The 24,696-nt window shown below is 40.1% G+C and carries 25 protein-coding genes, 1 pseudogene and 1 other annotated feature; of the genes and pseudogenes, 6 read left to right on the top strand and 20 right to left on the bottom strand.

Going from position 1 to position 24,696, the window contains the following annotated elements:
- Positions 1 to 54: 54 nt before the first annotated feature.
- The 5 genes and pseudogenes from QUF94_RS06870 to QUF94_RS06850 form a co-directional block, all read right to left on the bottom strand.
- Positions 55 to 936 carry a helix-turn-helix transcriptional regulator gene (locus tag QUF94_RS06870; protein WP_289315196.1) on the bottom strand — a complete coding sequence of 294 codons (882 nt, stop codon included), beginning with the start codon at positions 934 to 936 and terminating at the stop codon, positions 55 to 57.
- Positions 937 to 1,074: 138 nt separating this feature from the next.
- Positions 1,075 to 1,764, bottom strand: a complete 690-nt coding sequence (locus tag QUF94_RS06865; protein WP_289315195.1) for a response regulator — start codon at positions 1,762 to 1,764, stop codon at positions 1,075 to 1,077.
- The gene (locus QUF94_RS06860; protein ID WP_289315194.1) at positions 1,758 to 3,353 is read right to left on the bottom strand and encodes an ATP-binding protein; all 1,596 of its coding nucleotides are present in this window, start codon (positions 3,351 to 3,353) and stop codon (positions 1,758 to 1,760) included. The genes QUF94_RS06865 and QUF94_RS06860 overlap by 7 nt, the downstream gene beginning before the upstream one ends.
- Positions 3,354 to 3,809: 456 nt before the next feature.
- Positions 3,810 to 4,169: pseudogene (locus tag QUF94_RS06855) on the bottom strand (collagen-like protein).
- A gap of 257 nt (positions 4,170 to 4,426) precedes the next feature.
- Entirely contained in the window at positions 4,427 to 5,353 is a 927-nt protein-coding gene (locus QUF94_RS06850) for a DNA-3-methyladenine glycosylase family protein (protein ID WP_483313641.1), read from the bottom strand.
- Between the two features lie 210 nt (positions 5,354 to 5,563).
- Here QUF94_RS06850 and QUF94_RS06845 point away from each other — a divergent pair, with 210 nt between their 5' ends.
- The gene (locus tag QUF94_RS06845) at positions 5,564 to 6,130 is read left to right on the top strand and encodes a bifunctional transcriptional activator/DNA repair enzyme AdaA (RefSeq protein ID WP_289315193.1); all 567 of its coding nucleotides are present in this window, start codon (positions 5,564 to 5,566) and stop codon (positions 6,128 to 6,130) included.
- Between the two features lie 20 nt (positions 6,131 to 6,150).
- Positions 6,151 to 6,681 carry a methylated-DNA--[protein]-cysteine S-methyltransferase gene (locus tag QUF94_RS06840; RefSeq protein WP_289315192.1) on the top strand — a complete coding sequence of 177 codons (531 nt, stop codon included), beginning with the start codon at positions 6,151 to 6,153 and terminating at the stop codon, positions 6,679 to 6,681.
- An 83-nt stretch (positions 6,682 to 6,764) separates the two neighbouring features.
- On the opposite strand, the gene QUF94_RS06835 is transcribed toward QUF94_RS06840, so the two are convergent.
- From QUF94_RS06835 to QUF94_RS06820, 4 genes are all read right to left on the bottom strand, one after another.
- Positions 6,765 to 7,250 carry a DUF2690 domain-containing protein gene (locus tag QUF94_RS06835; RefSeq protein WP_421156296.1) on the bottom strand — a complete coding sequence of 162 codons (486 nt, stop codon included), beginning with the start codon at positions 7,248 to 7,250 and terminating at the stop codon, positions 6,765 to 6,767.
- 42 nt (positions 7,251 to 7,292) lie between these two features.
- Positions 7,293 to 7,754: a DUF2690 domain-containing protein gene (locus QUF94_RS06830; RefSeq protein WP_289315191.1), complete on the bottom strand. Its 462-nt coding sequence runs from the start codon at positions 7,752 to 7,754 to the stop codon at positions 7,293 to 7,295.
- Between the two features lie 409 nt (positions 7,755 to 8,163).
- Positions 8,164 to 8,790 (bottom strand): NUDIX hydrolase, encoded by a 627-nt coding sequence (locus QUF94_RS06825; protein WP_289315190.1) that lies wholly within the window; start codon positions 8,788 to 8,790, stop codon positions 8,164 to 8,166.
- A gap of 55 nt (positions 8,791 to 8,845) precedes the next feature.
- Positions 8,846 to 9,112, bottom strand: a complete 267-nt coding sequence (locus QUF94_RS06820; protein ID WP_370016172.1) for a transporter suffix domain-containing protein — start codon at positions 9,110 to 9,112, stop codon at positions 8,846 to 8,848.
- Positions 9,113 to 9,411: 299 nt separating this feature from the next.
- Between QUF94_RS06820 and QUF94_RS06815 the strand changes: the two genes are divergently transcribed.
- Complete coding sequence (locus QUF94_RS06815; RefSeq protein ID WP_289315189.1) at positions 9,412 to 10,113, top strand: copper homeostasis protein CutC; 702 nt, start codon at positions 9,412 to 9,414, stop codon at positions 10,111 to 10,113.
- 31 nt (positions 10,114 to 10,144) lie between these two features.
- On the opposite strand, the gene QUF94_RS28740 is transcribed toward QUF94_RS06815, so the two are convergent.
- Positions 10,145 to 10,570 (bottom strand): UPF0715 family protein, encoded by a 426-nt coding sequence (locus tag QUF94_RS28740; RefSeq protein ID WP_353957740.1) that lies wholly within the window; start codon positions 10,568 to 10,570, stop codon positions 10,145 to 10,147.
- A 225-nt stretch (positions 10,571 to 10,795) separates the two neighbouring features.
- Positions 10,796 to 11,533: a MerR family transcriptional regulator gene (locus QUF94_RS06810; RefSeq protein ID WP_289315188.1), complete on the bottom strand. Its 738-nt coding sequence runs from the start codon at positions 11,531 to 11,533 to the stop codon at positions 10,796 to 10,798.
- A 147-nt stretch (positions 11,534 to 11,680) separates the two neighbouring features.
- Between QUF94_RS06810 and QUF94_RS06805 the strand changes: the two genes are divergently transcribed.
- Positions 11,681 to 12,589, top strand: a complete 909-nt coding sequence (locus tag QUF94_RS06805) for a hypothetical protein (RefSeq protein ID WP_289315187.1) — start codon at positions 11,681 to 11,683, stop codon at positions 12,587 to 12,589.
- A gap of 49 nt (positions 12,590 to 12,638) precedes the next feature.
- On the opposite strand, the gene QUF94_RS06800 is transcribed toward QUF94_RS06805, so the two are convergent.
- Together QUF94_RS06800 and QUF94_RS06795 are read right to left on the bottom strand one after the other, a co-directional pair.
- A complete protein-coding gene (locus QUF94_RS06800) occupies positions 12,639 to 13,502 on the bottom strand; it encodes a pentapeptide repeat-containing protein (protein ID WP_289315186.1) in 864 nt (287 codons plus the stop codon).
- 187 nt (positions 13,503 to 13,689) lie between these two features.
- Positions 13,690 to 14,199, bottom strand: a complete 510-nt coding sequence (locus QUF94_RS06795) for a GNAT family N-acetyltransferase (RefSeq protein WP_289315185.1) — start codon at positions 14,197 to 14,199, stop codon at positions 13,690 to 13,692.
- Between the two features lie 301 nt (positions 14,200 to 14,500).
- Here QUF94_RS06795 and QUF94_RS06790 point away from each other — a divergent pair, with 301 nt between their 5' ends.
- Positions 14,501 to 15,889: an L-cystine transporter gene (locus QUF94_RS06790; protein WP_289315184.1), complete on the top strand. Its 1,389-nt coding sequence runs from the start codon at positions 14,501 to 14,503 to the stop codon at positions 15,887 to 15,889.
- 204 nt (positions 15,890 to 16,093) lie between these two features.
- Here the strand turns inward: QUF94_RS06790 and QUF94_RS06785 are convergent, their stop codons facing one another.
- From QUF94_RS06785 to QUF94_RS06775, 3 genes are all read right to left on the bottom strand, one after another.
- Positions 16,094 to 17,248, bottom strand: a complete 1,155-nt coding sequence (locus QUF94_RS06785; protein ID WP_289315183.1) for a hypothetical protein — start codon at positions 17,246 to 17,248, stop codon at positions 16,094 to 16,096.
- A 215-nt stretch (positions 17,249 to 17,463) separates the two neighbouring features.
- Positions 17,464 to 18,120: a phosphatase PAP2 family protein gene (locus QUF94_RS06780; RefSeq protein WP_289315182.1), complete on the bottom strand. Its 657-nt coding sequence runs from the start codon at positions 18,118 to 18,120 to the stop codon at positions 17,464 to 17,466.
- 243 nt (positions 18,121 to 18,363) lie between these two features.
- Positions 18,364 to 19,713, bottom strand: coding sequence for an amino acid permease (locus QUF94_RS06775; protein ID WP_289315181.1), 1,350 nt, complete (start codon positions 19,711 to 19,713; stop codon positions 18,364 to 18,366).
- Positions 19,714 to 19,772: 59 nt separating this feature from the next.
- Positions 19,773 to 20,008, bottom strand: a binding site (T-box leader).
- A 521-nt stretch (positions 20,009 to 20,529) separates the two neighbouring features.
- Here QUF94_RS06775 and QUF94_RS06770 point away from each other — a divergent pair.
- Entirely contained in the window at positions 20,530 to 21,693 is a 1,164-nt protein-coding gene (locus tag QUF94_RS06770) for an MFS transporter (protein WP_289315180.1), read from the top strand.
- Positions 21,694 to 21,765: 72 nt separating this feature from the next.
- On the opposite strand, the gene QUF94_RS06765 is transcribed toward QUF94_RS06770, so the two are convergent.
- From QUF94_RS06765 to liaF, 4 genes are all read right to left on the bottom strand, one after another.
- Positions 21,766 to 22,065, bottom strand: coding sequence for a hypothetical protein (locus QUF94_RS06765; protein ID WP_289315179.1), 300 nt, complete (start codon positions 22,063 to 22,065; stop codon positions 21,766 to 21,768).
- A 148-nt stretch (positions 22,066 to 22,213) separates the two neighbouring features.
- Positions 22,214 to 22,855 carry a response regulator gene (locus tag QUF94_RS06760; RefSeq protein WP_289315178.1) on the bottom strand — a complete coding sequence of 214 codons (642 nt, stop codon included), beginning with the start codon at positions 22,853 to 22,855 and terminating at the stop codon, positions 22,214 to 22,216.
- Positions 22,848 to 23,894 (bottom strand): sensor histidine kinase, encoded by a 1,047-nt coding sequence (locus tag QUF94_RS06755; protein ID WP_289315177.1) that lies wholly within the window; start codon positions 23,892 to 23,894, stop codon positions 22,848 to 22,850. Before QUF94_RS06755 ends, QUF94_RS06760 begins: the two co-directional genes overlap by 8 nt.
- Positions 23,891 to 24,637, bottom strand: coding sequence for a cell wall-active antibiotics response protein LiaF (gene liaF / locus QUF94_RS06750; protein ID WP_289315176.1), 747 nt, complete (start codon positions 24,635 to 24,637; stop codon positions 23,891 to 23,893). Before liaF ends, QUF94_RS06755 begins: the two co-directional genes overlap by 4 nt.
- Between the last annotated feature and the right edge of the window lie 59 nt (positions 24,638 to 24,696).

The following is a 24,696-nucleotide window of genomic DNA, read 5'->3' as shown; positions in this document are numbered from 1 at the left end:
ATGATTATTAAGCAAACAGTGACTAAATCTTTATGCAAGGCAGAGGCTTCGTATTTATTCTTCAAATGATAAATTTGCCGGTCCATCCAATAGGTCACAGCCGTAATCTATATTCGTCGTTGGCGTATCTATATTGACTTCCTCGAATTCCAGTTCATCGATCCATACTTGGCCACGCCCTGAAAGAAGGACCCCGAATGAAATGATGGCACTGTTTTCGGGTACATCCAAGACAATATAATAATGGTTCCATTCCGTATCGTTAACGATGGGCCGATTTCCCATATTGTCGAATTGCAAAACATCATGAAGGGCATTATCCACCCTCATCCATAAACCACAAAATCCATCAACATCTTTTGATTTTAAAAAACCCGACAGTTTCATTCTTTTACCAAGGTAATTTTCCGCCTTGAATTGTTGCATCATCGTTGCAAATTCCTCGTTGGATTCCGCAGTGACGGATTTCAGGAATCCTGATGCCCGGCCTTTATGGAATGTCTCCCGGTCAATTCCCATTTTATAATTGAATGGATGACTCCCACTTAAATTCCATCCTTTTAATAATTGTTCGTTTTTCATCGTCATTTCCTCCTTTTGCAAGGTTAATTTACTTACGAGTTTCCGATATTGCCCTGGCGGCAGTTCATAATATTTCTTAAATGAACGAGTAAAGGATTCTTGTGTTTCAAAGCGGTAATATAAAGCAATGTCAATTATTTTTTCATCCGTATAAAGCAGCATGTTTGCGGCATTGGCGATCCTTCGATATCGAATATATTCTGATACGGTCACGCCAACCTCCTTGTGAAAAATACGATGATAATGAAACTTCGAAAAACCTGCGAATCGTGCGATGTTCTCCAAGGACAATTCGTCTTGTAAGCTATTCTCTATATATTCAATCGTTTTTTGAATGATGGGACTGTATCTCATTTCCGAACCTCCTTAAGAAAAAGATAACAGATTAAAACATCGTTTTTTTGACATATATTGCTTTTTTTGAAATCTTTCAAACCATGCATGCATAAAAAAAACACCTCCATAATGAAGGTGTTTCAATTAATATAATCTCTATTGAATTTTATAATATCTTCGCTCGGGTCTTCCCACTACCCCATATACGACTTCCGCTTTACATTTCTTTACGGATATCAAGTATTCCAGATAGCGTCTCGCGGTTGTCCTGGAAGCGCCAATCTGTCCGCTCACTTGCTCAGCCGACAAACCGATATCGCTTGCTTCGAGTACCTCGATCACTTTCGCCAAAGTGATTTCGTCGACGCCTTTCGGTAAGGCGGGCCCATCGTTCGTTTCCGAAACGGCAGATCCCTTTTTCAAAATGAGATCAACAAAATCCTGGTCTATTTCTTGTTTGGATTTCATCAGATGCGCTTTCTTGAGATACTCTTCGATAACTTGGTTGAAGCGCTTCATTTCCACTGGTTTGATTAAATAATTCTCTACACCGTAGTGAAGCGCCTTTTCAAGTTGTTCTTTATCCGTTGCGGCGGTAATCATGATGATATCCACATTCGGGAATTTTTGCCGTATGTCCGGAAGGAGGTCTGTACCAAGCTGATCTGGCATATACACATCAAGCAAAAGCAGATCAGGGCTTTTTTGTTCCAAAATCCGAAGCGTCTTTTTGGCATTGACAGCTTTTCCGACCACTTCTATTTCATCAAAGTTTTTCAAGAATTTTTCATGGATATCAGCTACACGAAAATCATCTTCTGCGATGACTGCTCTTATCTTCAGCATTCTTTCCCTCCTCTCTGTTCTTTGGGAAGATACACCGTGAATATGGTGTTTCCACCCTCACTTTGAACTTCGATGATGCCGCCCAGCTCTTTTACGACACGATCAGCATTCGAAAGTCCATACCCACTCGGATTTCCTTTGTTTTTCGAAGTGAAACCCCGATCGAAAATATGGGCGATCGCATCCTCAGGTATTCCTTTTCCGTTATCACTCACTTCAAATACCATATCATTTCCGATATCGGTGGCGAAAAATTTCACAAGGGGCTCCTCCATGCCTGAAACCGCTTCAAGTGCATTATCGATAATGTTGCCTAGAATCAATGTCAGCTGCGACAATTTTATATGATCCGGGAGTTTCTCTAGGTAACTTTGTGCGTCAATTTCAAAGAATATCTTCTTTTCCGATGCTTTCCCTATCTTACCAAGTAACAGGGCTTGTACCTTTGTATCCTTTATTTGTTCGAACACGACACGGTTCAGGGAATGCAAATCGGACGTTTCACTTTGGATCATATCTATCGCTTCATCATATTCCCCTAATTGTATCAATCCGGATAAGACATATAGTTTATTGGTAAATTCATGGGTTTGTGACCTTAAATCCTCTGAGTGCATCTTCACTTCCGATAATGTGTTGACCATTTCCTCAATTTCCGTTCGATCACGGAACGAAGCAACAACACCGCTTACGCCTTCACTATCGAAGATTGGCGTACAATTAACAATAACGGATTTATCTTTCCATGAAATCTCCTTATCTATTTGCGGTTTACCGGACTTCAACACTTCGAATAAATATTTCGAAGGAAATAGGCCATCAACGTTCAAATGGCGAACGGACTCTTTTATATCGAGCAATTTTTTCGCCGGCTGATTCATCGAGGTAATCAACCCATTTTGGTCAATGGCCAATATCCCTTCTTTCACCGATTGAAGCACTGCATTTTTTTCTTTATATAAATTGGCGATTTCAAAAGGTTCCAGCCCCAATGTATCTTTACGTATGCTCCTTGCCAGCATATAACTGCCAATGATCGATATCATGATGGCCACTAAAGAAACAATCATCTCTCTGGACAAATCCTTGAAAATTTGGGCGCGGACATCGTCCACTAAAAAACCGACCGAGACGATTCCAATAATTTTTCCATCCTCATTGAAAACCGGTGACTTTCCCCGAATGGAAAGACCAAGTGATCCAGCGGCTTCGGAAACATAATATTCACCATCCCGAATGGCCCTGCTATTATCTCCTCCTTCCATCCGCTTCCCAATTTCGGAAGCCAGAGGATGGGAATAGCGAATGCCTTCTTTATTCCCTACAACGATGAACTCAGCCCCTGTTTCCACGCGGATCTTTTCGACAATCGGCTGGATTGTGGCAGCGGGATCTTCCTTTTCAAAGGCCTCTGTAACTGTAGGCATGAAGCTAATCGTCTTTGAGAGTTCCAAAGCCAATTGACCTTTATCCTTCGCTATTTGCCTTCCTTCCATATAGGAAAAAGTAGTCGTCAATAAAAGGATCAAAAACAGGCTCAACGATAGGACCAACCCGAGAATCTTGGTTTCCAGTGATACTTTCCTCATATTCAACAGCATCCTCTATTTTCATTTTCATTCACTAAATTTTATAGGAGCATAATGATTTTACCATTTCTATTAAATATTGAACATTGTTGGCCGTTTATTTCGCCACAATCATAAACGAAAGAGCACCTGCCTCCAAAACAAGGGAGAGTTTAACAAAAAGGGGAGGGGAAAATGAATTTCTTGAATCCTTTTCAAATAGTCTATATGACCCTCATCACCCTTTCGCTTATTTACTATTTTTTTCCAAACCTTTTCTATCTGGGATCGTTTCACCTGAGGTGCTGATCAGATTAGTTCTCAGTCTCCTATTAGACAAAACAATCATGGTGCGAAGTTCAAGGAGCAATTGATTTGCACCTTGTATCTCCTTTCCCTAGTGGGATTGTTGACCGTCTAACTTCGAAAAAAACATAAAATGCTCAAAGGAGACTGACATCTCCTTTGAGCATTTTTTCAAAAACAACTAAATGAATTGATTTGTCTTGTATCGATACCAAAAATTGTCAGAACCTGCCATTCCATCTAAAGCCGGCAACAGAACGCGGACCGACGAAAATCGGGTAATACCAGAATCTCGCACCATTGTTTAGCCAGATAAAAGTATTCCTGAACAGACAAAACGAAATGGCCCCTGGATCTACAGCAAATGTTGAAGCCGATTTGTTGAGGGATAAACGCTGGTCGTGGTGCTTGAGAATACGGCGATGGTCCAGGTTGACCTGGAATGCCCGGTAGACCAGGAAACTGTCGTTCAATAAAAGCTTGATCTTCATAATAATACGTTGGGTCATATACATGGTCATTCACCTCTATATGATTGAATGTAATATGACTTAAGGTGTTTGGGCTGTTGACATTGAAGGGGAATTGCAATTTATCTCCGAAAATAGAGAATATCGACGAAATCTACAGTTTTATCTCCGAAAATTGGAATATATCGACAAAATCTACAGTTTTATCTCCGAAAATAGAAATATATCGACGAAATCTACAGTTTTATCTCCGAAAATAGAAATATATCAACGAAACTTACAGTTACCTTTTGAATCCGTTCCAAAGAATAATTCAAGTCAATATAACAATCTCCATAAATAGAAGGTCGCATATGATTCCCAACCGGCCCACGCTTCCGATAGTTTCAGGATTTCCGCTTTCGTTGGTTTTGCTTCCGTTTCCATGACCAGCTTCATGGAATTATGCAGCCCGACGTCATCGATTGGAAAAGCTGCTGGAAAACGTAGACACCTCATCAGTACATAATTGGCAGTCCACGGACCTATTCCACGTATTTTGGTCAGCATTTTTTCAGCAACTTTTACATCCTTTGCATTCAACAGCTTTTCTTTTGTAAGTTCACCGCGTACCATTAATTGTGCCACGTCAATTAAATATTCGCATTTCTTTACGGTCATTCTCATTTCCACAAAATCTTCTACCGTTAAATTCGCAATCACATCAGGCGTCGGGAACAGCCAAAATCGTTTCCCTTCATATTCAACGAATGTCCCGAATTTCTCTACCAATCTCCGTTTCAAGGTATAAGCATAAGTCAAATTTATCTGCTGTCCAAGTATTCCCCAGGCAATGGCTTCAAATAAATCCGGAATGCCCATATTTCTTAAACCGAAGAATTGGTTTACCGGCTTTTGCAGTAATGGGTCATTTTGGGCAAGCTCATAAAAAGGAAGCAGATTCGTTTCAAGATCGAACCAATGACGAATATATTGGGAAACAGTATCTTTTACATGTTTTTTCACCGGTGCAGTTCGTCCTGGAAATCGAACGGTCAGCTCCGTTTCATTCATTGAACTGATTTCGACTAAAAGTGTCTCGTTATCTACAACAAGAGCACGATAAATCTTTTGATCAACAATTTCGAACATGCATTCATTGGAGGATCTTGATAAGTATTTAAGATTTTCCGAAAAACTAAACTCTTTTGGTGCACGAATTCTCAATTTAGTCATGCCTTCATCATTTGATAATGTCTCTTTCATTCTGCTCCTCCTTTAGCTTTATTCTAATGAAAAAATGAGTACGTTATCTTGCTCTTTCTTTCAAGCTTAGCAATGTTCCGGAAATTTCATCCAACTCCCTTATTTTAACAGAATAGCTCTAAAATGATTAATTACGTTATCTTGCTTTTATATTATCAAAATGTTTGTATATCAACCCTTTCTTGTATACTAAAAAGAGAGGTGAATGTGATGAATCCGAAAAAGGCCGATATCCCGAATGATTATTGGAAAGCCATTATGGATTGTGATGCAGCATATGATGATCAATTTTTATACGGAGTAAAAACGACCGGCATCTTTTGCAGGCCTTCCTGTAAATCCAGGGTGCCGAATAAGGAAAACGTGAAGATTTTCAAAAATGCCAAGATAGCTTTGGAAGATGATTTCCGGCCTTGTAAACGATGTAAACCCGAAGGACTGAACTTGCCGACAGAAGAATGGGTTGAACAAATAGCCGAATGGATCGACACCCATTACAGCGAACCCCTCACATTGATTAGATTGGCGGATATTTCCCACGGCAGCCCCTATCATTTGCAAAGATCATTTAAGCGTGTGAAGGGGATATCGCCCACAGAATACATTCAACGGCTTCGCCTTGAAAAAGCAACGAGGCTCCTTGAAAACTCCGAACAGTCGATATATGAAATAGGCTTGGCTGCCGGTTTCTCAAGCACACCCTATTTCATAACGCTATTCAAAAGGAAAATGGGGAATACACCTTCAGGATATCGGAAAGCTTATCACCAAAACTAAAGCCAAGGAGCGTGAGCCAGATGAAGAATATTAAACAACAAACCATTGACTGGGCCATATTACATTATGATACGTGGCAATTATATATCGCAAAGACGGAAAAAGGACTGTGCTATGTAGGCTCTCCGGGTCAATCGCATGAAGAACTGAAGTCTTGGATACAAAAACGCTTTCCAATGGCGAGCCTTGTTGAAAATGAAAAAGCACTAACACCCTATCTAAAAGAACTCCAAGAATATTTGGAAGGGAGCAGGCAGACTTTCTCTATTCCGGCAGATGTAACAGGTACTCCCTTTCAACAAGAAATTTGGGCAGCATTGAATCAAATACCTTATGGAAAAACCTGTTCCTATTCCGATATTGCCCAAATCATCCAAAGACCCGCAGCTGTTCGGGCGGTCGGAACGGCCATTGGTGCCAATCCTGTTCTGATCACGGTGCCATGTCATCGGGTAATCGGAAAAAACGGGGCTATTACCGGTTACCGGGGAGGTACGGAGATGAAACAATATCTACTTCAATTGGAAGCACAACATGGTGGGGATGAATGAGGGGTGAGTTCAATCTGACCGAAAAAAAAAGCATCCGGTCATGCGGATGCTTGTAAACTGCTTTTGACGTTCCCCAAGTTTTTCTAGTACCAAATGGTCACCGCTTTTTTATATGCATCACTATTAGGGATCGCATGTATCCCTTGCGCCTGTGCTTTGCGCGGGTCCAAATCATATACCATTGGTGTATAGCACGCGGTCTGCCCGATATTCACAACACCATTTCCCCCCGAACTGGCGCAAGTATAGGCTTTACCATCAGTACTTCGGACGATCCTGGCATCCGCTTCATGGTTGTATACGGCGGGGCGTGTTACGGTCACTTTTGCCCAGGCGGTTTTACAGACAGTGCTGAATTTCAATTCTACGTACGAATTGGAATCGATCCATTTTTTATCCTTCGTCACCGCCGAACTTGCACAACTATTATAGTAGGGACTTTTTCCATCATAGGTGTGTGTTTCTGCCAGTGCCTGATCATTACCAAATCCAAAATCAACAATGAACATCGACAGTGTCATCACTATCGATAAACCTATCATTTTAAGCTTTTTATTCAAATCATCCATCCTTTCGTTGCATAAAAGTAGATGAAGGCTTTTCCTTATTCATTAATACCAGTCGGTTTCACCTGCTGTATATGGCCAAAACGCGACCGCTTTTGCTTTTCGAGGATCTAAATCATATACCATTGGTGTATAGCATGTCGTTTGACCTTTATTTATTTCACCATTTCCTCCAGGAGATGCACAGCTAAATTGTTTATTATCAGTATTTCGGACAACCAATGCCGTTGCCTCCCCATCAGCTTTAGCCGGTCTGCTTAGAGTGATCTTTGCCCAAGCCGTTTTGCAAGTTGTGCTGAATTTCAACTCTAAATTGGCAGACGCACCGTTGGCATAAATTTTCACGGCCTTCTTCGTGACTGCGCTATTCGCACAACTATTATAGTAAGGACTTTTTCCATCATAGATGTGTGTCTCTGCTGATGCTTTGCTGGTAAATGAATCAAGGGAGCCAAAAAGGACTAAAAAAGCTACAAGAAATGAAATGCATAAAACCATTTTTTTCATTGTTTCACTCATCCCCTTAACAAAATTTATACACTGTTCATCTTACAATTTTGTAATATTCTTACAAGTGATAAATTCCCTAGATTATGAAAAACTACGGAAACCTCCTTTAACTTGCATCACGCTAGCACCCTTACAGTCTGGTATGTCTCGCTTTATCATTTAAATAACCGCATTGACAAAGTCATTATCCCTATGAGAAATTCAGGGAAATGAGAGATGAACTAAGGACATATGCGTATCACGTTGGGACAATACGAGCCAATAGGCTACCGTTGACCGGGAATGGTCACAGGTCGATATACTTAATGTTTTTAACGGGATTCGATTTAGAAAAGAGAAAAACCCCAACAAAACAAGAATCGTTTCGTTGGGGAATATTTTATCATTTAGCGGCGCCAGCACCTGGCTACATCGATAAGTTTTGCCTAATCAATCTGATGATGCTTTCATAATAGGAAATCTCATGCGGCACGAACTCATCCCGCCCGACAAATCGATCGATCATCATCCTGCGGCCTTCTTGATTCATTTCAAATCCCTTAATGTTCACTTTTTCCTTCGCATCGGTCCAAAGCCCTTCAAAGTCATTCAGTACAACCTTCACCATCCCGGAAACCTCTTCTGGCTGCAAGGTGAAATCATCGAAGCTATGTGCACTTTCATATAGAAAGACGTTAGCCAGTTCTTTATCGATGAAATCTTCTTTCGCTTGATGGGATTCGATAATCCCTAACGGAACCAATTCGTTAAAGGAAATTTCAATGCCTATTTCTTCTTTTATTACCCTTACTCCGTCATATACCGTTTCATGAGCCAGTAAATGACCGGCAGCCGTAATATCCAATAGATTCGGATAATCTTTTTTCAGCGCACAGCGATGTTGAAGATATAGGTAATCCACCCCGGCTTCCCTACTAGCGAACCAACACTGGAAAACCTCATGCCAATGTCCCATTCTATGTACTTCCTCACGCGTAGCCACGCCGATTTGAATGCGATTGGAATCGAATATCTTCAACATCTCAGTTTCCATGGAGCTTCACTCCTAGCGCTTTTTTATAAAAAACTGCTTAACTGGCTGCGTTTCTTCACCCTTTTTCTTTTCTCCAATTTTTCGGGTTTAAATAACCTTTATATTTAGCAGCCACTTCTTTTCCAACCAAAAGTGCACCTGCCCAGAACATGACTTCCGCAAAGACGATCGCACCTGTTATGACCCCCGCTTTAACCGCAGTCGAAAAAGGCGTAAAAGGTGCTATTACAGGAATGATCCAAGTGAGAAGGGAAATGATCAGGCAACCCATCCCTACTTTGTAAAACCTCGATTTCGTTACTTCCTTACTTTTTTTATCCAATTAAATAACCTCCGTCATGATGATATTCATTTGATTATTCTGCAAAACTTTCGACTTTCTAATCTACCATCTTGAATATATTCTTTTTTTATACGTTTGAATGTTGATTTCGTTTCATAAATATGAGAAATAAAGAAATCCAGTTGAGGAAAGTTTGGGAAAACCGAAGCAGTTATTTAATAAGGTATCCGGTTATAATAACGGTGAGTGAAAAAACTCATTGTATTCATTAATGGATTGACTTTACTATTCTTAATGGATTTAATAATCTTATACATACTATTCTTTATAACACTTGCATGCAGGGAAAGGAAAATCCAATGTATATTGAATTCATTGCCACAACCATAGAAGATGCACTTTTAATCGAAAAATCGGGAGCAGACCGAATCGAGCTTGTCAGTGCTTTAGCCGAGGGGGGATTAACTCCAAGCCACGCCCTGATAGAAGCTGTCGTCAGCTCAGTAAAGATACCAGTCAACGTGATGGTAAGGCCTCATAGCCAGTCATTTTGTTATACTGAAAATGATTTGGGAATTATGAAAAAGGATATCCAAATCATTCGATCACTGGGAGCGAACGGGGTCGTATTGGGTGCATTAAATGAAAAAAATGAAATCAATCGACCATACCTCGAAGAGCTATTGACGGAATGTGAAGGTTTGGAGATTACGTTCCACCGAGCCATCGATGATACGTACGACCCAGTCCGTTCAGCTGAAATGCTAGCCCAATATCCAGAAATCACAACGATTTTGACCTCTGGTGGACACGAGGATTTCCCCAGCCGCATGAAAACCATTCAACAAATGCAAAGAGCCTGCGGCGACATAGCGATATTGGTGGGAAGCGGCTTAAACAAGGATAATATCCTTTCCATCGATTCCGAACTGCATACCGGTTACTATCATTTCGGTACGGCTGTTCGAAAAAATAACAGTATCATTGAAGGCGTTCAATTAGAAAAAGCTAGTGAAATCGTAAACATGCTGAAGAAATAATGTCGGAAAGGGACCGCTACTTTGGTCCCTTTTATGATGCAGATCTCTTTCTCTGTAAAAAGACTGAGTCCCAAAACCAAAAAATCAGGGCCGCGGATAAACTCATTACATAGTAAACCTTTGTAGTTAAAACTTCCATGCTGAAATCAAAGTTTAACACCGAACTATAAATGAATACAGCCACCAAAGAGAAAAAAACATAAAGGCATAAATAAACTAAATTGAATTTATTAGGATACTTATTGAAAAGGACCTGTACCGGAACAGCAAAAAATAAATAAGGGATAACCACATAAAAAGAAAACACGATAATGCCAGGCAGCCCCCAATTAGAACCCTCGCTAAAAATTACCAACACCGTAGAAAGCGATAGACAGGAAGAGACTAGACTAAAAAAATAATAAGGAATCACATCGCTAAGCTCCGATACCTTTACACTCAATTTCCAAGTTTCCATTTAAACCAGCACCTCGCTATAATGCAGACGGACAGCGCAGCCTACAATAATATAATAGGAATTTTTACATAATCATTGTACTATATAACGCGGAGATGTTTTAATTTGGAGCGAAACAACGTGCCATTCGCGCCTGATTTTCAGCTCACAAAAAGAAGGTTGCCGCAGCAACCTCCCATCATGAAATTCCTTCAATCTTGGGCACCCAAGATTGATGAACAATAATCAATTTTTGTTAGAATCGGCAAAGTGACCCATCGCATCACACATGAATTTTGCTAAACCATCACCATATTGGTCGATATTTTTGGTGAAGCGTTGATCATCCACATACATTTGACCCAATCCTTTGAAAGCATCCAATGAGTATGTTCCAAAGTTATTGTTCAAACAGTCATACCATTCTTTAATCGCTTCTTGTGCCTCCTCCGACTCGGGCGAGGCATTTCGCATTGACGCAAGTTTTATATAGATTTCCGATACAACTTTTTGTGCATCTTTGGACATGCCCGCCACTTTAGCTTTCGACTCATCGACAGCTTTATCCTCCCAAAGCTTGCGAGCTTCTTCTTCATATGGATTCTGGCTGAAGTCAAACCCTTCAAATTTTTCTTTATTCGTCATTTGAATTTCCCCTTTCATATGCTTAATCGATTTATCGACCGTGTTAATTAATTTATCAAGTTGATTGCGTTTCTCCAGTAACATTTTTTGATGTTGCCTTAACGCTTCTTGTTTATCAAACGAAGAGCTGCTTACCATTTGTTTGATTTCCTTTAATGGCATGCCGAGTTCCCTAAAAAACAGGATTTGCTGCAACATCTCAAGATTATCATTCGAATAAAGGCGATAACCGGAATCGGTTGTTTCCTCTGGCGATAATAACCCGATTTCATCATAATAATGCAGTGTCCGCACACTAATGCCAACTAAATCGGCCAGTTCTTTCACTTTCATTGCCACTGCCCTTTACCTCCTTTCGATATCATTTACTGTAAGGTATTACGCAACGTGAGAGTCAAATGGAAAACTGAAATTTTCCCGCCAATTTTAAAAGACGATCCTTCCTAATGAAGAATCGCATGTTAGTATTAAAATTCCCTTTTACTCGTGAGTTTGATGCTTTTACTCGTGAGATTGATGCTTTTACTCGTGAATTTCGGCCTTTTACTCGTGAGTTTTAGCCTTTTACTCGTGAATTTCGGCCTTTTACTCGTGAGTTTTAGCCTTTTACTCGTGAATTTGGAGCTTTTACTCGTGAATTGGGCTTTACTCGTGAGTTTGATGCTTTTACTCGTGAGTTTCGGCCTTTTACTCGTGAGTTTTAGCCTTTTACTCGTGAATTTGGAGCTTTTACTCGTGAATTGGGCTTTACTCGTGTGTTTGGAGCTTTTATTCGTGAGATTGATGCTTTTACTCGTGAATTTGGAGCTTTTACTCGTGAATTGGGCTTTACTCGTGAGTTTCGGCCTTTTATTCGTGAGATTAATGCTTTTACTCGTGAGTTTGATGCTTTTACTCGTGAGTTTCGGCATTTTACTCGTGAGTTTTAGCCTTTTACTCGTGAGTTTGGAGCTTTTACTCGTGAATCGGGCTTTACTCGTAAGTTTGATGCTTTTACTCGTGTGTTTGGAGCTATTACCCGTGAATTGGGCTTTACTCGTGAGTTTCGGACTTTTATTCGTGAGATTGATGCTTTTACTCGTGAATTTCGGCCTTTTACTCGTGAGTTTTAGCCTTTTACTCGTGAATTTCGGCCTTTTACTCGTGAGTTTTAGCCTTTTACTCGTGAATTTGGAGCTTTTACTCGTGAATTGGGCTTTACTCGTGAGTTTCGGCCTTTTACTCGTGAGTTTTAGCGTTTTACTCGTGAATTGGGCTTTACTCGTGAGTTTCGAGCTATTACTCGTGAATCGGGCTTTACTCGTGTGTTTGGAGCTTTTACTCGTGAGTTTCGGCCTTTTACTCGTGAGTTTTAGCCTTTTACTCGTGAATTTGGAGCTTTTACTCGTGAATTAAACAATTTTCTTATCTATGAACTCTGCATAAAAGTTAGCTCCGGTCTTAGCTAGCCTTCTTTTCTCCAGTGATCGGGAATGCTTAAAGAAAGCGGCAATTTCGTTTTCATATCACCTTTAGCCGAGTTAACCTGTGCTTGTGTGATGAAGAAACTTCCGGTGAGGTCGGCACCGCGCAAATCAGCGTCCCTAAAGTCTGCACCGATAAGATCAGTCACTCTCATGTCAGCTTCTCTGAGGTCAGTTGCAATAAACAAGGCCCCTCTTAAGTTCGCTCCTCTAAGGTCTGCACCTCTCAACTTTGCACCGATAAGGTCACTACCCCTGCCTATTTTGTTCTGTTTCTTTCGAGTTCCATTTTTCTTATTTGAAACTTTTGCACGTACCAGTTCACTTGTGCGCAGAAGTAACTCATTAACGGTCGCTCTATGGGCTGGTACATTTAGATTCATGATAGCTTCTGGGCTTTGCTGAGTGAGATATTCCGTGTCCTCAAAAGCGGCCTGCAAATCTCGATGAAGAGGTTTCGCATCTTCTAAATTCAGCGCTTCATATAAGTAGCAAAGCATTTCATGAAGTTGTTGCATAATAGGAAATACCTCGAACATTTCCTTTGCTGACGCTGGGTTATCTCTCCAATCGTTTCCTTCATAAGTGAGTTGAGATACCTTCTGACCTGCACCGAAGCATTCATATACCGTACAGCCTCGATATCCTTTTGCTCTGAGATTTTCATGGATGCCGCAACGATAATCCGATTGCAGGTTTGAACATGGTGTACCTCCATCTTTATCCAATGCAAAATCAGCAGATTTTGCATAAGGCAAAGCTACACAGCACAAACCAAAACAATTCTCACAGTCTGCACGTAATTGATTAAGAATACTATCGTTATTCGTTAATTGATTAAACATACTTACACTTCCTTCTATAAAACCAATCGTTTCATACTAGTAGATTTTTTGTTTTCTACCATTTTATCAAAAATCCCAGCAATGCCGGGAAAATATCTCGGGAATATTTCTTCATTGCTACAACTCCCAAGATCCCTTACAATCGTCACTCCTGCCCTTTCCCTATTATTAATAGAAGAAAATGGATTTATAAGTTCTTACTATAATGGTAGAATGTTAGCCTTTGACCCGTATCCGAACTAATTTCCTCATTAATCGAAATCCGTTCAAAACCGTTTTTCACCAAAACCTTTTGGGAGGCAATATTGTCGGTTGTCGTTTTGGCATGTATTTGAGTCACATTCAATTCCGGCGCCAGATTAACCAAAAGCTTTAAAGCTTCGTTTGCAATCCCCTTTTGCGTAAACGCTTCACCGATTCTATAACCGACATGAGCCGTACCATTGATGGGATCAATATCCACAAGATTAATCCTGCCGATGATTGTTCCTGAGCCTTCCTTAATCAAATAAAAAGAAGAGATAGCATCTTCTTGTTCTTTTAATAATTCCTTATGCCTGACTCCAAACGTTCCAAAGCTATAATAATCATCTCCCCGGGCTGGGACCGTTTGCTCGAAAAACGTTCTATTATGGCATTCAAATGCAAATAACTCTTTTGCATCCTGTTCATTAAGCCTCTCAATATATATATCCATCATTCCTTCATCCTTTCAAAAAAAGCTAAGCATCTACGGCCTGATATATCATTCAAGAAAAACAAGGGATTATCCTTCATGATAAAGATATATAATGGAAGATTTGTATTCTAAGCTTAAAGGTTTGTATACCTCTTTTTTGTGACTTCTTATTCAGTCCATGAATATGGATACATAAATGAATTACTTCAAAAGTCAAAAATAAATTATTTTCTTCTGGTAAAAAATCAACGGATGATGTATCATAGTCATCAGATATTCATTATTCTCATTTGGTTAATCGGAATTAGGAGGAATATATATGATTGGTTATGTGTTTTTAAATCTTGCCATAATGCTCGTTCTTTTAGGCGTTTTATTTTACATGAATAAGAAGCATGTTTCCTTTACAAAAAGGGTCTTTACTGGACTTGGTTTAGGGATTGCATTCGGACTTCTTTTGCAGTTTTTCTATGAACCTCAATCAGAAGCGATCGTTAAATCGGTCGATTGGTTTAACATTGTAGGTTCAGGCTATGTCAAGTTCCTGCAAATGATCGTTATGCCGCTTGTTTTCATTTCGATCTTATCCGCATTTACAAGATTGAAACTAACCAGCAATATCGGAAAGATCAGTATCCTGATCATCGGAATCCTGCTTGGAACGACTGCGATTGCAGCAGCCGTCGGGATTACCTCGGCAACTGTGTTCAATTTGGAAGCCGTTCAAATTGACCAAGGAGATGCAGAGTTAAGCCGCGGGGATGAAATAACGGAAACTTACGGTACGATTCAGGATAAAACGATGCCGCAGCAAATCCTTGAATTGATTCCGTCCAATCCGTTCCTTGATTTAACGGGAGCACGACCGACATCAACCATTTCAGTTGTGATTTTTGCCGCATTTCTTGGGATTGCCTATTTAGGGGTCAAAAGGAAGCAGCCTGAACAAGCTGAATTTTTTGCTAAAATAGTAGATACATTGCACAGCATCACCATGCGCGTAGTCACATTGATCCTTCGTCTAACACCATACGGAATCTTGGCGATCATGACGAAGACAGTAGCTACGAGTGATTTGGATGCCATCCTGAAATTGGGGAAATTCGTCGGTGCCTCTTATGTCGCCCTGATTGTCATGTTCCTCATCCATTTGTTATTGCTAACGATTTCAGGATTGAATCCAATGGTATATTTGAGAAAAGCTTTCCCGGTATTATCGTTTGCCTTCACTTCGAGAACAAGTGCAGGAGCACTTCCATTGAACATCCAAACACAGAAACAACTAGGGGTGTCCGAAGGAATTGCCAACTTTGCCGGATCCTTCGGCTTATCGATCGGTCAAAATGGCTGTGCCGGCATCTATCCGGCCATGTTAGCGGTCATGATCGCTCCAACGGTGGGAATCGACCCACTATCGCCTTCCTTTATAGCCATGTTGATTGCCGTCGTGGCCATTAGCTCTTTCGGGGTTGCAGGTGTAGGTGGAGGAGCAACATTCGCTGCCATTCTAGTATTATCTGCAATGAACTTGCCAATCGCTTTGGCCGGTATATTGATTTCCGTCGAGCCATTGATCGATATGGGAAGAACGGCTGTCAATGTCAGCGGCAGCATGACTTCCGGTATTCTGACAAGTAAAATAACGGGTGACCTGGATAAAGAACAATTCAGCGAAGAATCATCTTTGAAAATTGAAGCTGAAATGTAAAATAAAAAAGCATCGGACTTCCTGCCTTATTGGAAGTTTGATGCTTTTTTATTTGCTTGTAAATTGGAACTATATAATCACTTCAATCACTTTTGGTTTTCCTGATGGTATATCCACAATAAAGAAGGATACCCAGCATCGTTATGATACTGCTCAATATCTTAGGAAGGATGATTGAAACCCAATTTAATTTGAAATTCATTTTTATATAAGTAAATGCAAGATATTTTCTTGTTTCTTATATCTTCCCTTTATTTCTCCAACATCATTAATTGTAATCGAATCAATGTTTTCAATGGGGGCATTCTCTAATATCAGGTGTAATTTATTTATGTTTTGAATTCCATTATCAACATGGGCAATAACAGGTTGTTGAATAAGAAAATCTTGATTGTTCATTCTTACTTTTATAAAGCTCTTATGTAAAAGTCTATCTTCTAATGGGATGATATTCATAGGGTCAAAGGATTTAGCAGTTATTTCCCCTTCAATATATAGATGAATACCTGCTTGTTCATTAAACTCTTCAAATGCTTTAAATCTCTTTTCCATAGCAAAATTAACGACTTCCTCTGTTTCAGAACTTATTTTAACATCAGCTATTGAATTTTCCATATAGTCACCGGACTGCTGTTTTAATAGGTCATATAATGTATCTTCTATATCAAAAAAACTTTCCATCCAACCTGGCGAAAGCTCTTCGAGTAACAAGCACATAAACAAGCCGGAACTATAACTACTCCTTCTTATATTAGAAGTAGATTCATATTTGTTTATTAAGTCCTGTCCATACTTTCTTAAAACTGAATCGTAATCAAGCGGGCTTTTTTCCGAGTAAGCCTTTAATTCCACATACAACGCAGGTCCCTCAATGGTTTCAATTAATTTTTCATATGTTAGGTACCCTTTAATCTTGGCTGTTCTTTTTTCTCTTAAGGCAATGAAAGTATTAGGATATTGTTTCTTCTTAATTATGTTATTTTCCAACAATGCATTATAAAGATTTGTTCTTTCCTGATTTCGTAATTCCACATTACCTTTTGACAACGGATATGTAATTCCCATCATTTCATCTGGAAACCGTTTTTCACTTTTTATATACTGATGTCCGTGAAATAATTCGTGAATCAGTATTGAATACAAACCTTCATATTCCTCATATGATTCCATATTGACAATCGCAGTGGGATATTCTTCATATTTTAAGATTGTATCTCCAGTAAACTGTACATCCCATCTTAAAATATGAAATCTATCTTGTTGATTGCTACTAAATTTAGGATGATTGAATAGATAAACATTTCTCTTATCATATAATGCATAAGCAACAAGTTCAAAACCCGGCCAATACTTTTCCAATTTCTCTTTAACTAAGTCTTCAGCAATTCGATTAAGATAAGAGTCATTTTTTACCTCCCCTCCACTGTTTCAATTCGGTTAAAAACACATAATACCATATATAATTTAACATAAATATCCAAATCCTTAATAGAAACACAAAATGCCACTGTAAAATATCAGCTCACGGGAGCGAATATCTTACAGTGGCATTTTTCAGGTAATGTGGCCTGAGATCATTTTTTTATTTGCCTCGCTGGATAATGATTGGCCTGATAAGCCGAAAACGCTTGATACATATACTGGATAGAAGCATACACCCCATATGCAAGGAGTATTCCGGCCAGCACATCCAATACAGCATGCTGTTTCGTAAATAGCGTGGAAAGGATAATCAGTGTTCCGAATGCAGTGACACTGGCATACTCCCATTTATGCTGTTCTTTCCGTTTATGGACGACGATCATCATGATGAATGTAGTCAGTACATGAATGCTCGGCAGACAGTTGACAGGTTGATCATGACTATAAACGAATCGCATTAAATGGGCAAAGATATCGTTCCCCACCACTTCTGGACGCGGGACTGTCGATTGCCATAGGCAATATACAAGAAAACAGAGAAGTTTCCCCGATATCAAGCTGCCTAATGCCACAAAATAGTGCTTACGGTCAACAAAACAGTAGTAAATCAGCAATCCATAAATATACGGATACCAAAGTAAATATGGAACGACAAATTCTTTAATAAAGGGAATCTCCCCATCTATTATAGTCGTAACATCGACAGCGTGACCTGAAGATTGATTGATTACCGAGTAGATGGAACTAGTAATCATTAAAAGTAATAAATAGCATAGCGGGTGAAAGGATAAGATAGGATTGTTTTTCATAGCTCGCTCCGGCTTTCAATATATTGGGTAATTTCCAAAGATTATTATACAACATTTTTCGGTAGATTGATTATTTATATGCTAAAGTTAATGATTCCCATGAACTAGTAAAATGGATATCTCTTACTTTTCCAGTTGTAGACCAAAAATAACTAAATTCCCATTCAGCTGCATGACATAAGGAAAGCCATGGTATGCATACCACGGCTTGAAACTGAAACTTTATTTATGCCCCGCTTACTGCTAGATCTTGTTAAGCCTTCTTTTCCATACATACGTCAAGGTAATGAAGATATAGATGCAAAGTGTAATGATCGTTACGATTATGGATGTCGTGAAAATGATTCCGATCAGGATCGTTATTAAAGCGATGATCGCAGCCCATGTCGTATACGGGAACCATTTAACTGCATAGCCACTTGTTTTTCCGGACTGTTGTTTACGTGATTTCAAATGGGCGAATGCAATGATCAACCAGATGAATAATACGGTATATCCCAGCGATCCCATTAGGAAATCAAAAGTCTTGCTTCCTGCAAATAAGGAAATCAGTACACCGCCGTATAAAGCGGACGTACACATTAATATTGCGTAAACAGGAACTTTCTTCTTGGATAAACGTGAAAAGATTTTCGGAATGCGACCGTCCACGGCTTGTGTATACAGGACGCGGGATGAACCATACAATCCAGAGTTCATCGATGAAATGATCGCCAGTAGAACGACGGCGTTCATAATATGGTCGGCACCTGGAATCCCTATCATTTGAAAGACCATCACAAACGGACTTTCCGGTACACCGTTTACTTCGTTCCAAGGAATCAAGCTAACGATGATGAAAAATGGAATGATATAGAAAGAAATGATCCTGACCAATGTACTGCGAACGGCTTTTGGAACAACTTTTTCAGGATTTTTCGTTTCAGCCAATGTGACCCCGATGATTTCCGTACCGCCATATGAATAGATTACCACCAGCATCGCCGTGATTAAACCTGTCGATCCATTCGGAAAGAAACCGCCATGCTCAGTCAAGTTAGAGAAACCGACCGCTGTATGATCACCAAAAGTCACGAGCAGTAACAATAATCCAGCCATGATGAACACAATGATGACGGTAATTTTAATTAATGCAAGCCAGTACTCCGTTTCAGCAAAAACCTTTACCGACAGCAAGTTAACCGCAGTAACTAACACCGAAACAGCTAATGCCAGAATCCAGATCGGATATCCAGGCAGCCAATATTGAATGAAAATCGCCGCAACCACTGATTCGGCCGTGATGTTCAATACCCACATTTTCCAATAGATCCAATCCAGGAAATAGGCAGGATACTTTCCTAAAATCGATTGGACCAAATCCCTGAATGTTCGTGCACCGCTATTGCGGACCGCCATCTCAGCTAAACCTTGCATGATGAATAATAGGATGATGCCTCCTATCAAATAAGCAACGATTACTGATGGTCCTGCCATATCAATGGCTGAACTGCTTCCTTTAAACAAACCTGCCCCGATGGCACCGCCCAATGCCATCATCGTAATATGCCTTGAAGTCATTGTCCTCTGTAAATTCCGTTTTTCAGTTTCCATATCCTAACCTCCCAAAAATCAAAAAAAGCATATCGTCTCTTCCTTCATAATCAAATGAAGAAAGAGACGATATGCCTTAAGCTTACCGCGGTACCACTCTTATTGGCTCTTTTCGAACCCTGCTCTAAAAACCTTGTAACGAAGGTCAATCGTTAAAACAAAAGAGTAGATTACATCTAATCTTCCGCTTTACCACTCCCAGGCAAGTTCAAAGAATCATTGGACTGCGTTGCACCAACCCGCAGCTCTCTTTACCGAATAATATGCTTTTACTACTCCTGATCATTGCGTTTCAAAAATTAAATCTGAATATTTTTAATAATATCCAATACTATACGGACTCGAGTTGAATTTGTCAATAATTTTCTTAGGATAATATTTTCAAAGAAACAAATCATCGGAAAACATGATGGAAAAGCTTTTTGAAATAGTAAAATACTATTTAAAATAAAGTATGATTCATGCCCTCTGGAGAACTGCCGTTTCACTTCACGGTTTATTGATTCTGTCTCTTAAAAGTATAATAGAGTTAAAAGTGAAAGAGGGTTATTCAAGATGACCGACTTTTTGCTTCAATTCCTGCAACTCTTGAACCACTTTTGTGTTTTGATCCATTATTTACACCACTCCTTGCATTTAACAATAAGTGTTAATTCTACATCCATTTTAAAAAAGTGAAATTCCACCTCAAAACCAACTCTACCATTTTATTTCCATCCATAAATATTAAAACTATTTTCTCAAATTCTGTCATCAATGTTACAATAACAAGGTTAATCAACCAATCTATAGAACACGTGAGGTATCATACTTTTTATGAAAGCATTACGATTATTAAAAAGTTTTAACTTTTTATATTTTGGACTGCTTGCCATTTTCATTCCGTTTCTCCCAGTTTATCTGGCTGATCAAGGTTTGCGTCCAGCCCAAATCGGATTCATCATCGGTACAGGAGGTTTTGTCACCCTCATCACCCAGCCTTTATGGGGAATGATCAGCGACAAAACGAGGACTATACGAAAAGTCCTGTTGTTACTCATCTTTTTCTCGAGCGTAATCGGTTATTTTCTCTATGACTCAAGCAGTTATATTCAGCTCATCCTGTTTGCCATGCTGCTATATTTCTTTCTGATGCCGATCGATCCCCTGACGGAAAGCCTCAACTTCACGATTGCAGAGAAATCCGGGATCAGTTACGGTTCCATCCGGACATATGGTGCTTTGGGTTATGCGGTCATTTCACTGATCACCGGCTATGTTATGTCATATTTCGGAGCTAACAGCCTGGCCTTCCTTTTTGCCGGCATAGGTTTGATCAGCTTCATCGTCAGTTGGATGATGCCTGATGCACCCGTTTCGGGGGAACCTGTCACTTTAAGCAGTCTTAAGCACTTTTTCAGCAATAAAGAGACACTTCTCTTTCTGTTATTGGTGTTTATTTGTGCTGTTCCAGCAAGGATGAACGATACTTTCCTCGGAGTGTATATCCGGGAACTTGGAGGAAGTGCCAAGCTTGTAGGCTTGACCTGGTTCTTAGCGGCAGGAAGTGAAATCGTTGTATTCGCCCTAAGCTTCTGGTGGCTGCGCAAGGGTAAGGAAATCATCATCATTTCGTTTGCAGCAGCGTTTTTCTTTATCCGTTATTTCGTCTCTGCGTGGATAACCGATCCACAGCTATTAGCTTATTTGCAGGTCATGCAGCTATTGACGTTCCCCATTTTCTACTCGGCCGCCATCCAATATCTGTATCGGATCGTTCCGGTGGAATGGCGTGCTACAGGCCAGACGGTACTGGCGCTGCTATTCTTCGGGGTGTCGGGAATCATTGCTTCTTATATAGGCGGAGCCATATATGGGGCTTTCGGAGGCAAGACCCTTTACCTGTTCATCTCCTCCATCTCCTTCATCGGAATGATATTTGCTTTGGTTCTTTATCGGATATATGGCAAGAGGCTCGATACTGCAGAGGAAGCTGTATAATTCAAAAAACGGTATAAAAAAGAGCATGTTTTGATCAAAACATGCTCTTTTTGCATTCGAATGTAGGTTCCATTAGCGAAATAAGGGGGCAACCGTTAACATTAGCACGGAGATGCAAAGCAGAATTGTAGTTGTCCTTTTTGAGAGTTTTACTTGTCCGCCATTTTTATAGAACCCTGAAAATTGAAGCCGATTTTTATAGAGTACATAAAGTAATGGAAAAATTGCCAGACCAACCATCCATCCGCCCGTGGTATTCTCTACGGTTATACCAAAAATCGCATAGATTGAATTAATGATGAACCCCAAAATCATTCCAATAACGAAAATAATGGTGACGATACGAAATAATTCTAAGATGACTCTTAACATCATTCACCCGCTTTCTGCTTTTAAGCTGATTTATTATCCAAGAAAAAAAGGCTGCCGCAGCAACCCCTGATAGTGAAAAGAACTTTCCAATATAGTGGGATAATTCCCTTAATATAACAAACTTTCACCTATTGGTAAATAGACGCTCTCACTGTTCTTCTTGTACGAGCGAATGCTTAAATGCGTAAATCACTGCTTGCGTGCGGTCTTGCACGGCAAGCTTGCTTAATATATTGCTAACATGCACTTTGGCTGTTTTCAAGGCTATGTATAGATCATCCGCAATTTCCTGATTCGATTTCCCTTGTGTCATCAGCAGTAAAATTTCCATTTCGCGATTCGTCAATTGATCATGAAGCTGTGAAATCTTTGGACGACGCAACTTTTCCATCATTTTCCCCGTCACTTCCGGTTCAAGTACGCTTTGCCCCTGGAACGTGGAACGGACAGCTCTCGCAATCTCGCTGGCCTTAGATGTCTTCAACATATAGCTCGTCGCTCCGGCTTCCAATGCCGGGTACACTTTTTCATCATCAAGGAAGCTTGTCACAATGATGATCTTTGCTTCAGGCCATTTTTCGATAATTCGTTTCGTCGCTTCTATGCCGTCCATTTCCGGCATGACCAAATCCATCAAAATGATATCCGGACGCAAATCCATTGCCAGTTCGACAGCTTTCATACCATTGTCTGCTTCCCCAATCACTTCGATATCCGCCTGTGCGGATAAATAAGCCGATACTCCTATTCTTACCATTTCATGGTCATCGACAAATAATACTTTAATCATCATGATCACCTCCAGCATTTAATAATGGGATTTTCACTTCAAGTTTCGTTCCTTTATTCGGAACGCTAACAAGCTGCATCGTTCCGCCTAATTCAACAGCCCGTTCATGCATGTTTTGCAGACCATATGATCCCGTTTTCGACTCTTCGACGTTAAAACCGATGCCATCATCCGTTATCCGTAAAATGATCAGCCCATCACGAACGATCAATAGCACTTCAAGCGAATCCGCTTTTGCATGTCTTAGTGTATTGGAAATCGATTCTTGTAAAATCCGAAACAGATGGTCTTCAATCCCCTTATCCAGAGTGACAGGCTCCATCTTCCAATTTATATCCATCGTTACTTTTTGGGCCAATTCCAAAAGGAGTTCCTTCATTCCTTCCTGTAAAGATTTTCCCTTTAATGCAACGGGTCTCAAGTGAAGCAATAAAGCCCTCATCTCGAGCTGGGATTGATGAATCATCTCTTCCACTATCTTGAATTGTTTCATTTCCGTTTTTTCCATATCGGATTGTGACTCGGTAATGGCCGACATGAACATCGAAGCGGCAAACAATTGCTGACTCACCGAATCATGCAGTTCCCGCGCCAAACGGTTTCGTTCCTGGGAAACGATTTCCTGGATCTGTTTCTCCTGATCAATGGCCTTTTCATTCGCCATTTTTTGCGATAATTTAGTCTGCTCATTGATTTGCTTATGAATCAGATGCATCCGTTCCACCATTTTAGCCATTTCTTGGACCGGAAACGTCTCCTGTTGCGAAGGTAAGCGGCCCTGTTCAAGTAAATGAAGCCCTTCATCCACCCTTTCCAGCTGCCTCTTCCAAAACATCCCCGAAACGACTCCATAGATCAGCCCTACCGTAATGACCAGACTTGGCAGGAATATGACGAAGGGTAACCCCATGACCACTTTCTCCCACAATAAACTCCAGTCGGATAAAGGAAAGATAAAAAAAACCACCGCCGGCAAAGCTAGGGAAAGAACAAAAGAAACACCAAGGGCAGTCAATATCTGCCGTGTCATTATGCTCATACCCGCTTCACCTCTAAATCCCCAACTAAGATTGAAGTGATGATATGAACCTTGTGATCCGTTTCATTGAACCCTTCCGTTTGGTAGGAATAAATTTGATTAAAGACCCTGGATTCAGGCTTATTTTCAAAGATTCGGGCCCTGCCTGCAACAACAGAATGATGGACCCTGATTTCGATGCCATATGGGACAAGGACAGTGATATTGCCAATGATATTCCTAATGGAAATGACAGCGTCGCCTTTCGGTAAAATCGTTTTGCTTAAATCGATAACCGTATCACCGACCCCGCCCTGAACATTAACGGAATTCCATTCATATACATGTTCGGCCGTTTGTTGATGACCGAACAACTTATTTTTAAATAGATAATCGGTTTTCAGCAATCGTTCCTTCTTGATCCGTTCTTCGTCCAAATCCTCATTGGTTAAAATGGGACTGATCCAATCAGGGTTCTTTTTGGACTGATAATATAAAAGCAAAAGATAAATGAGGATCGCCATAAGGAAAAATCTAAAGACGAACATATTCAAGACTGTGATGATAAGGGAAATCAGCCCTATAAAAAATAGGATTTTCCCGATTGACCGTTTTGTGAATTTCCTGCCTAAATAGATAAATCCTATCGAAAAAGCGATGGAAAAAAGGAGACCTCCACCCGTAAATGAAATCTCTAAAAAAAGCAGGACGACTCCGATGAGAAATATCCATCCCATATAGTCCGTCTTCATCTTGTTCAACATCGGTTCGCCTCCCCTGTATGATCATGATATTCTTAAAAGGCACAGGAACCCGTGCCTTT

It is taken from the genome of Peribacillus sp. NJ4 (assembly GCF_030348345.1).
GTDB lineage: Bacteria > Bacillota > Bacilli > Bacillales > DSM-1321 > Peribacillus.
Note: the sequence above shows the minus strand (reverse complement) of the source record. Positions and strands in the feature narration are given on the sequence as shown.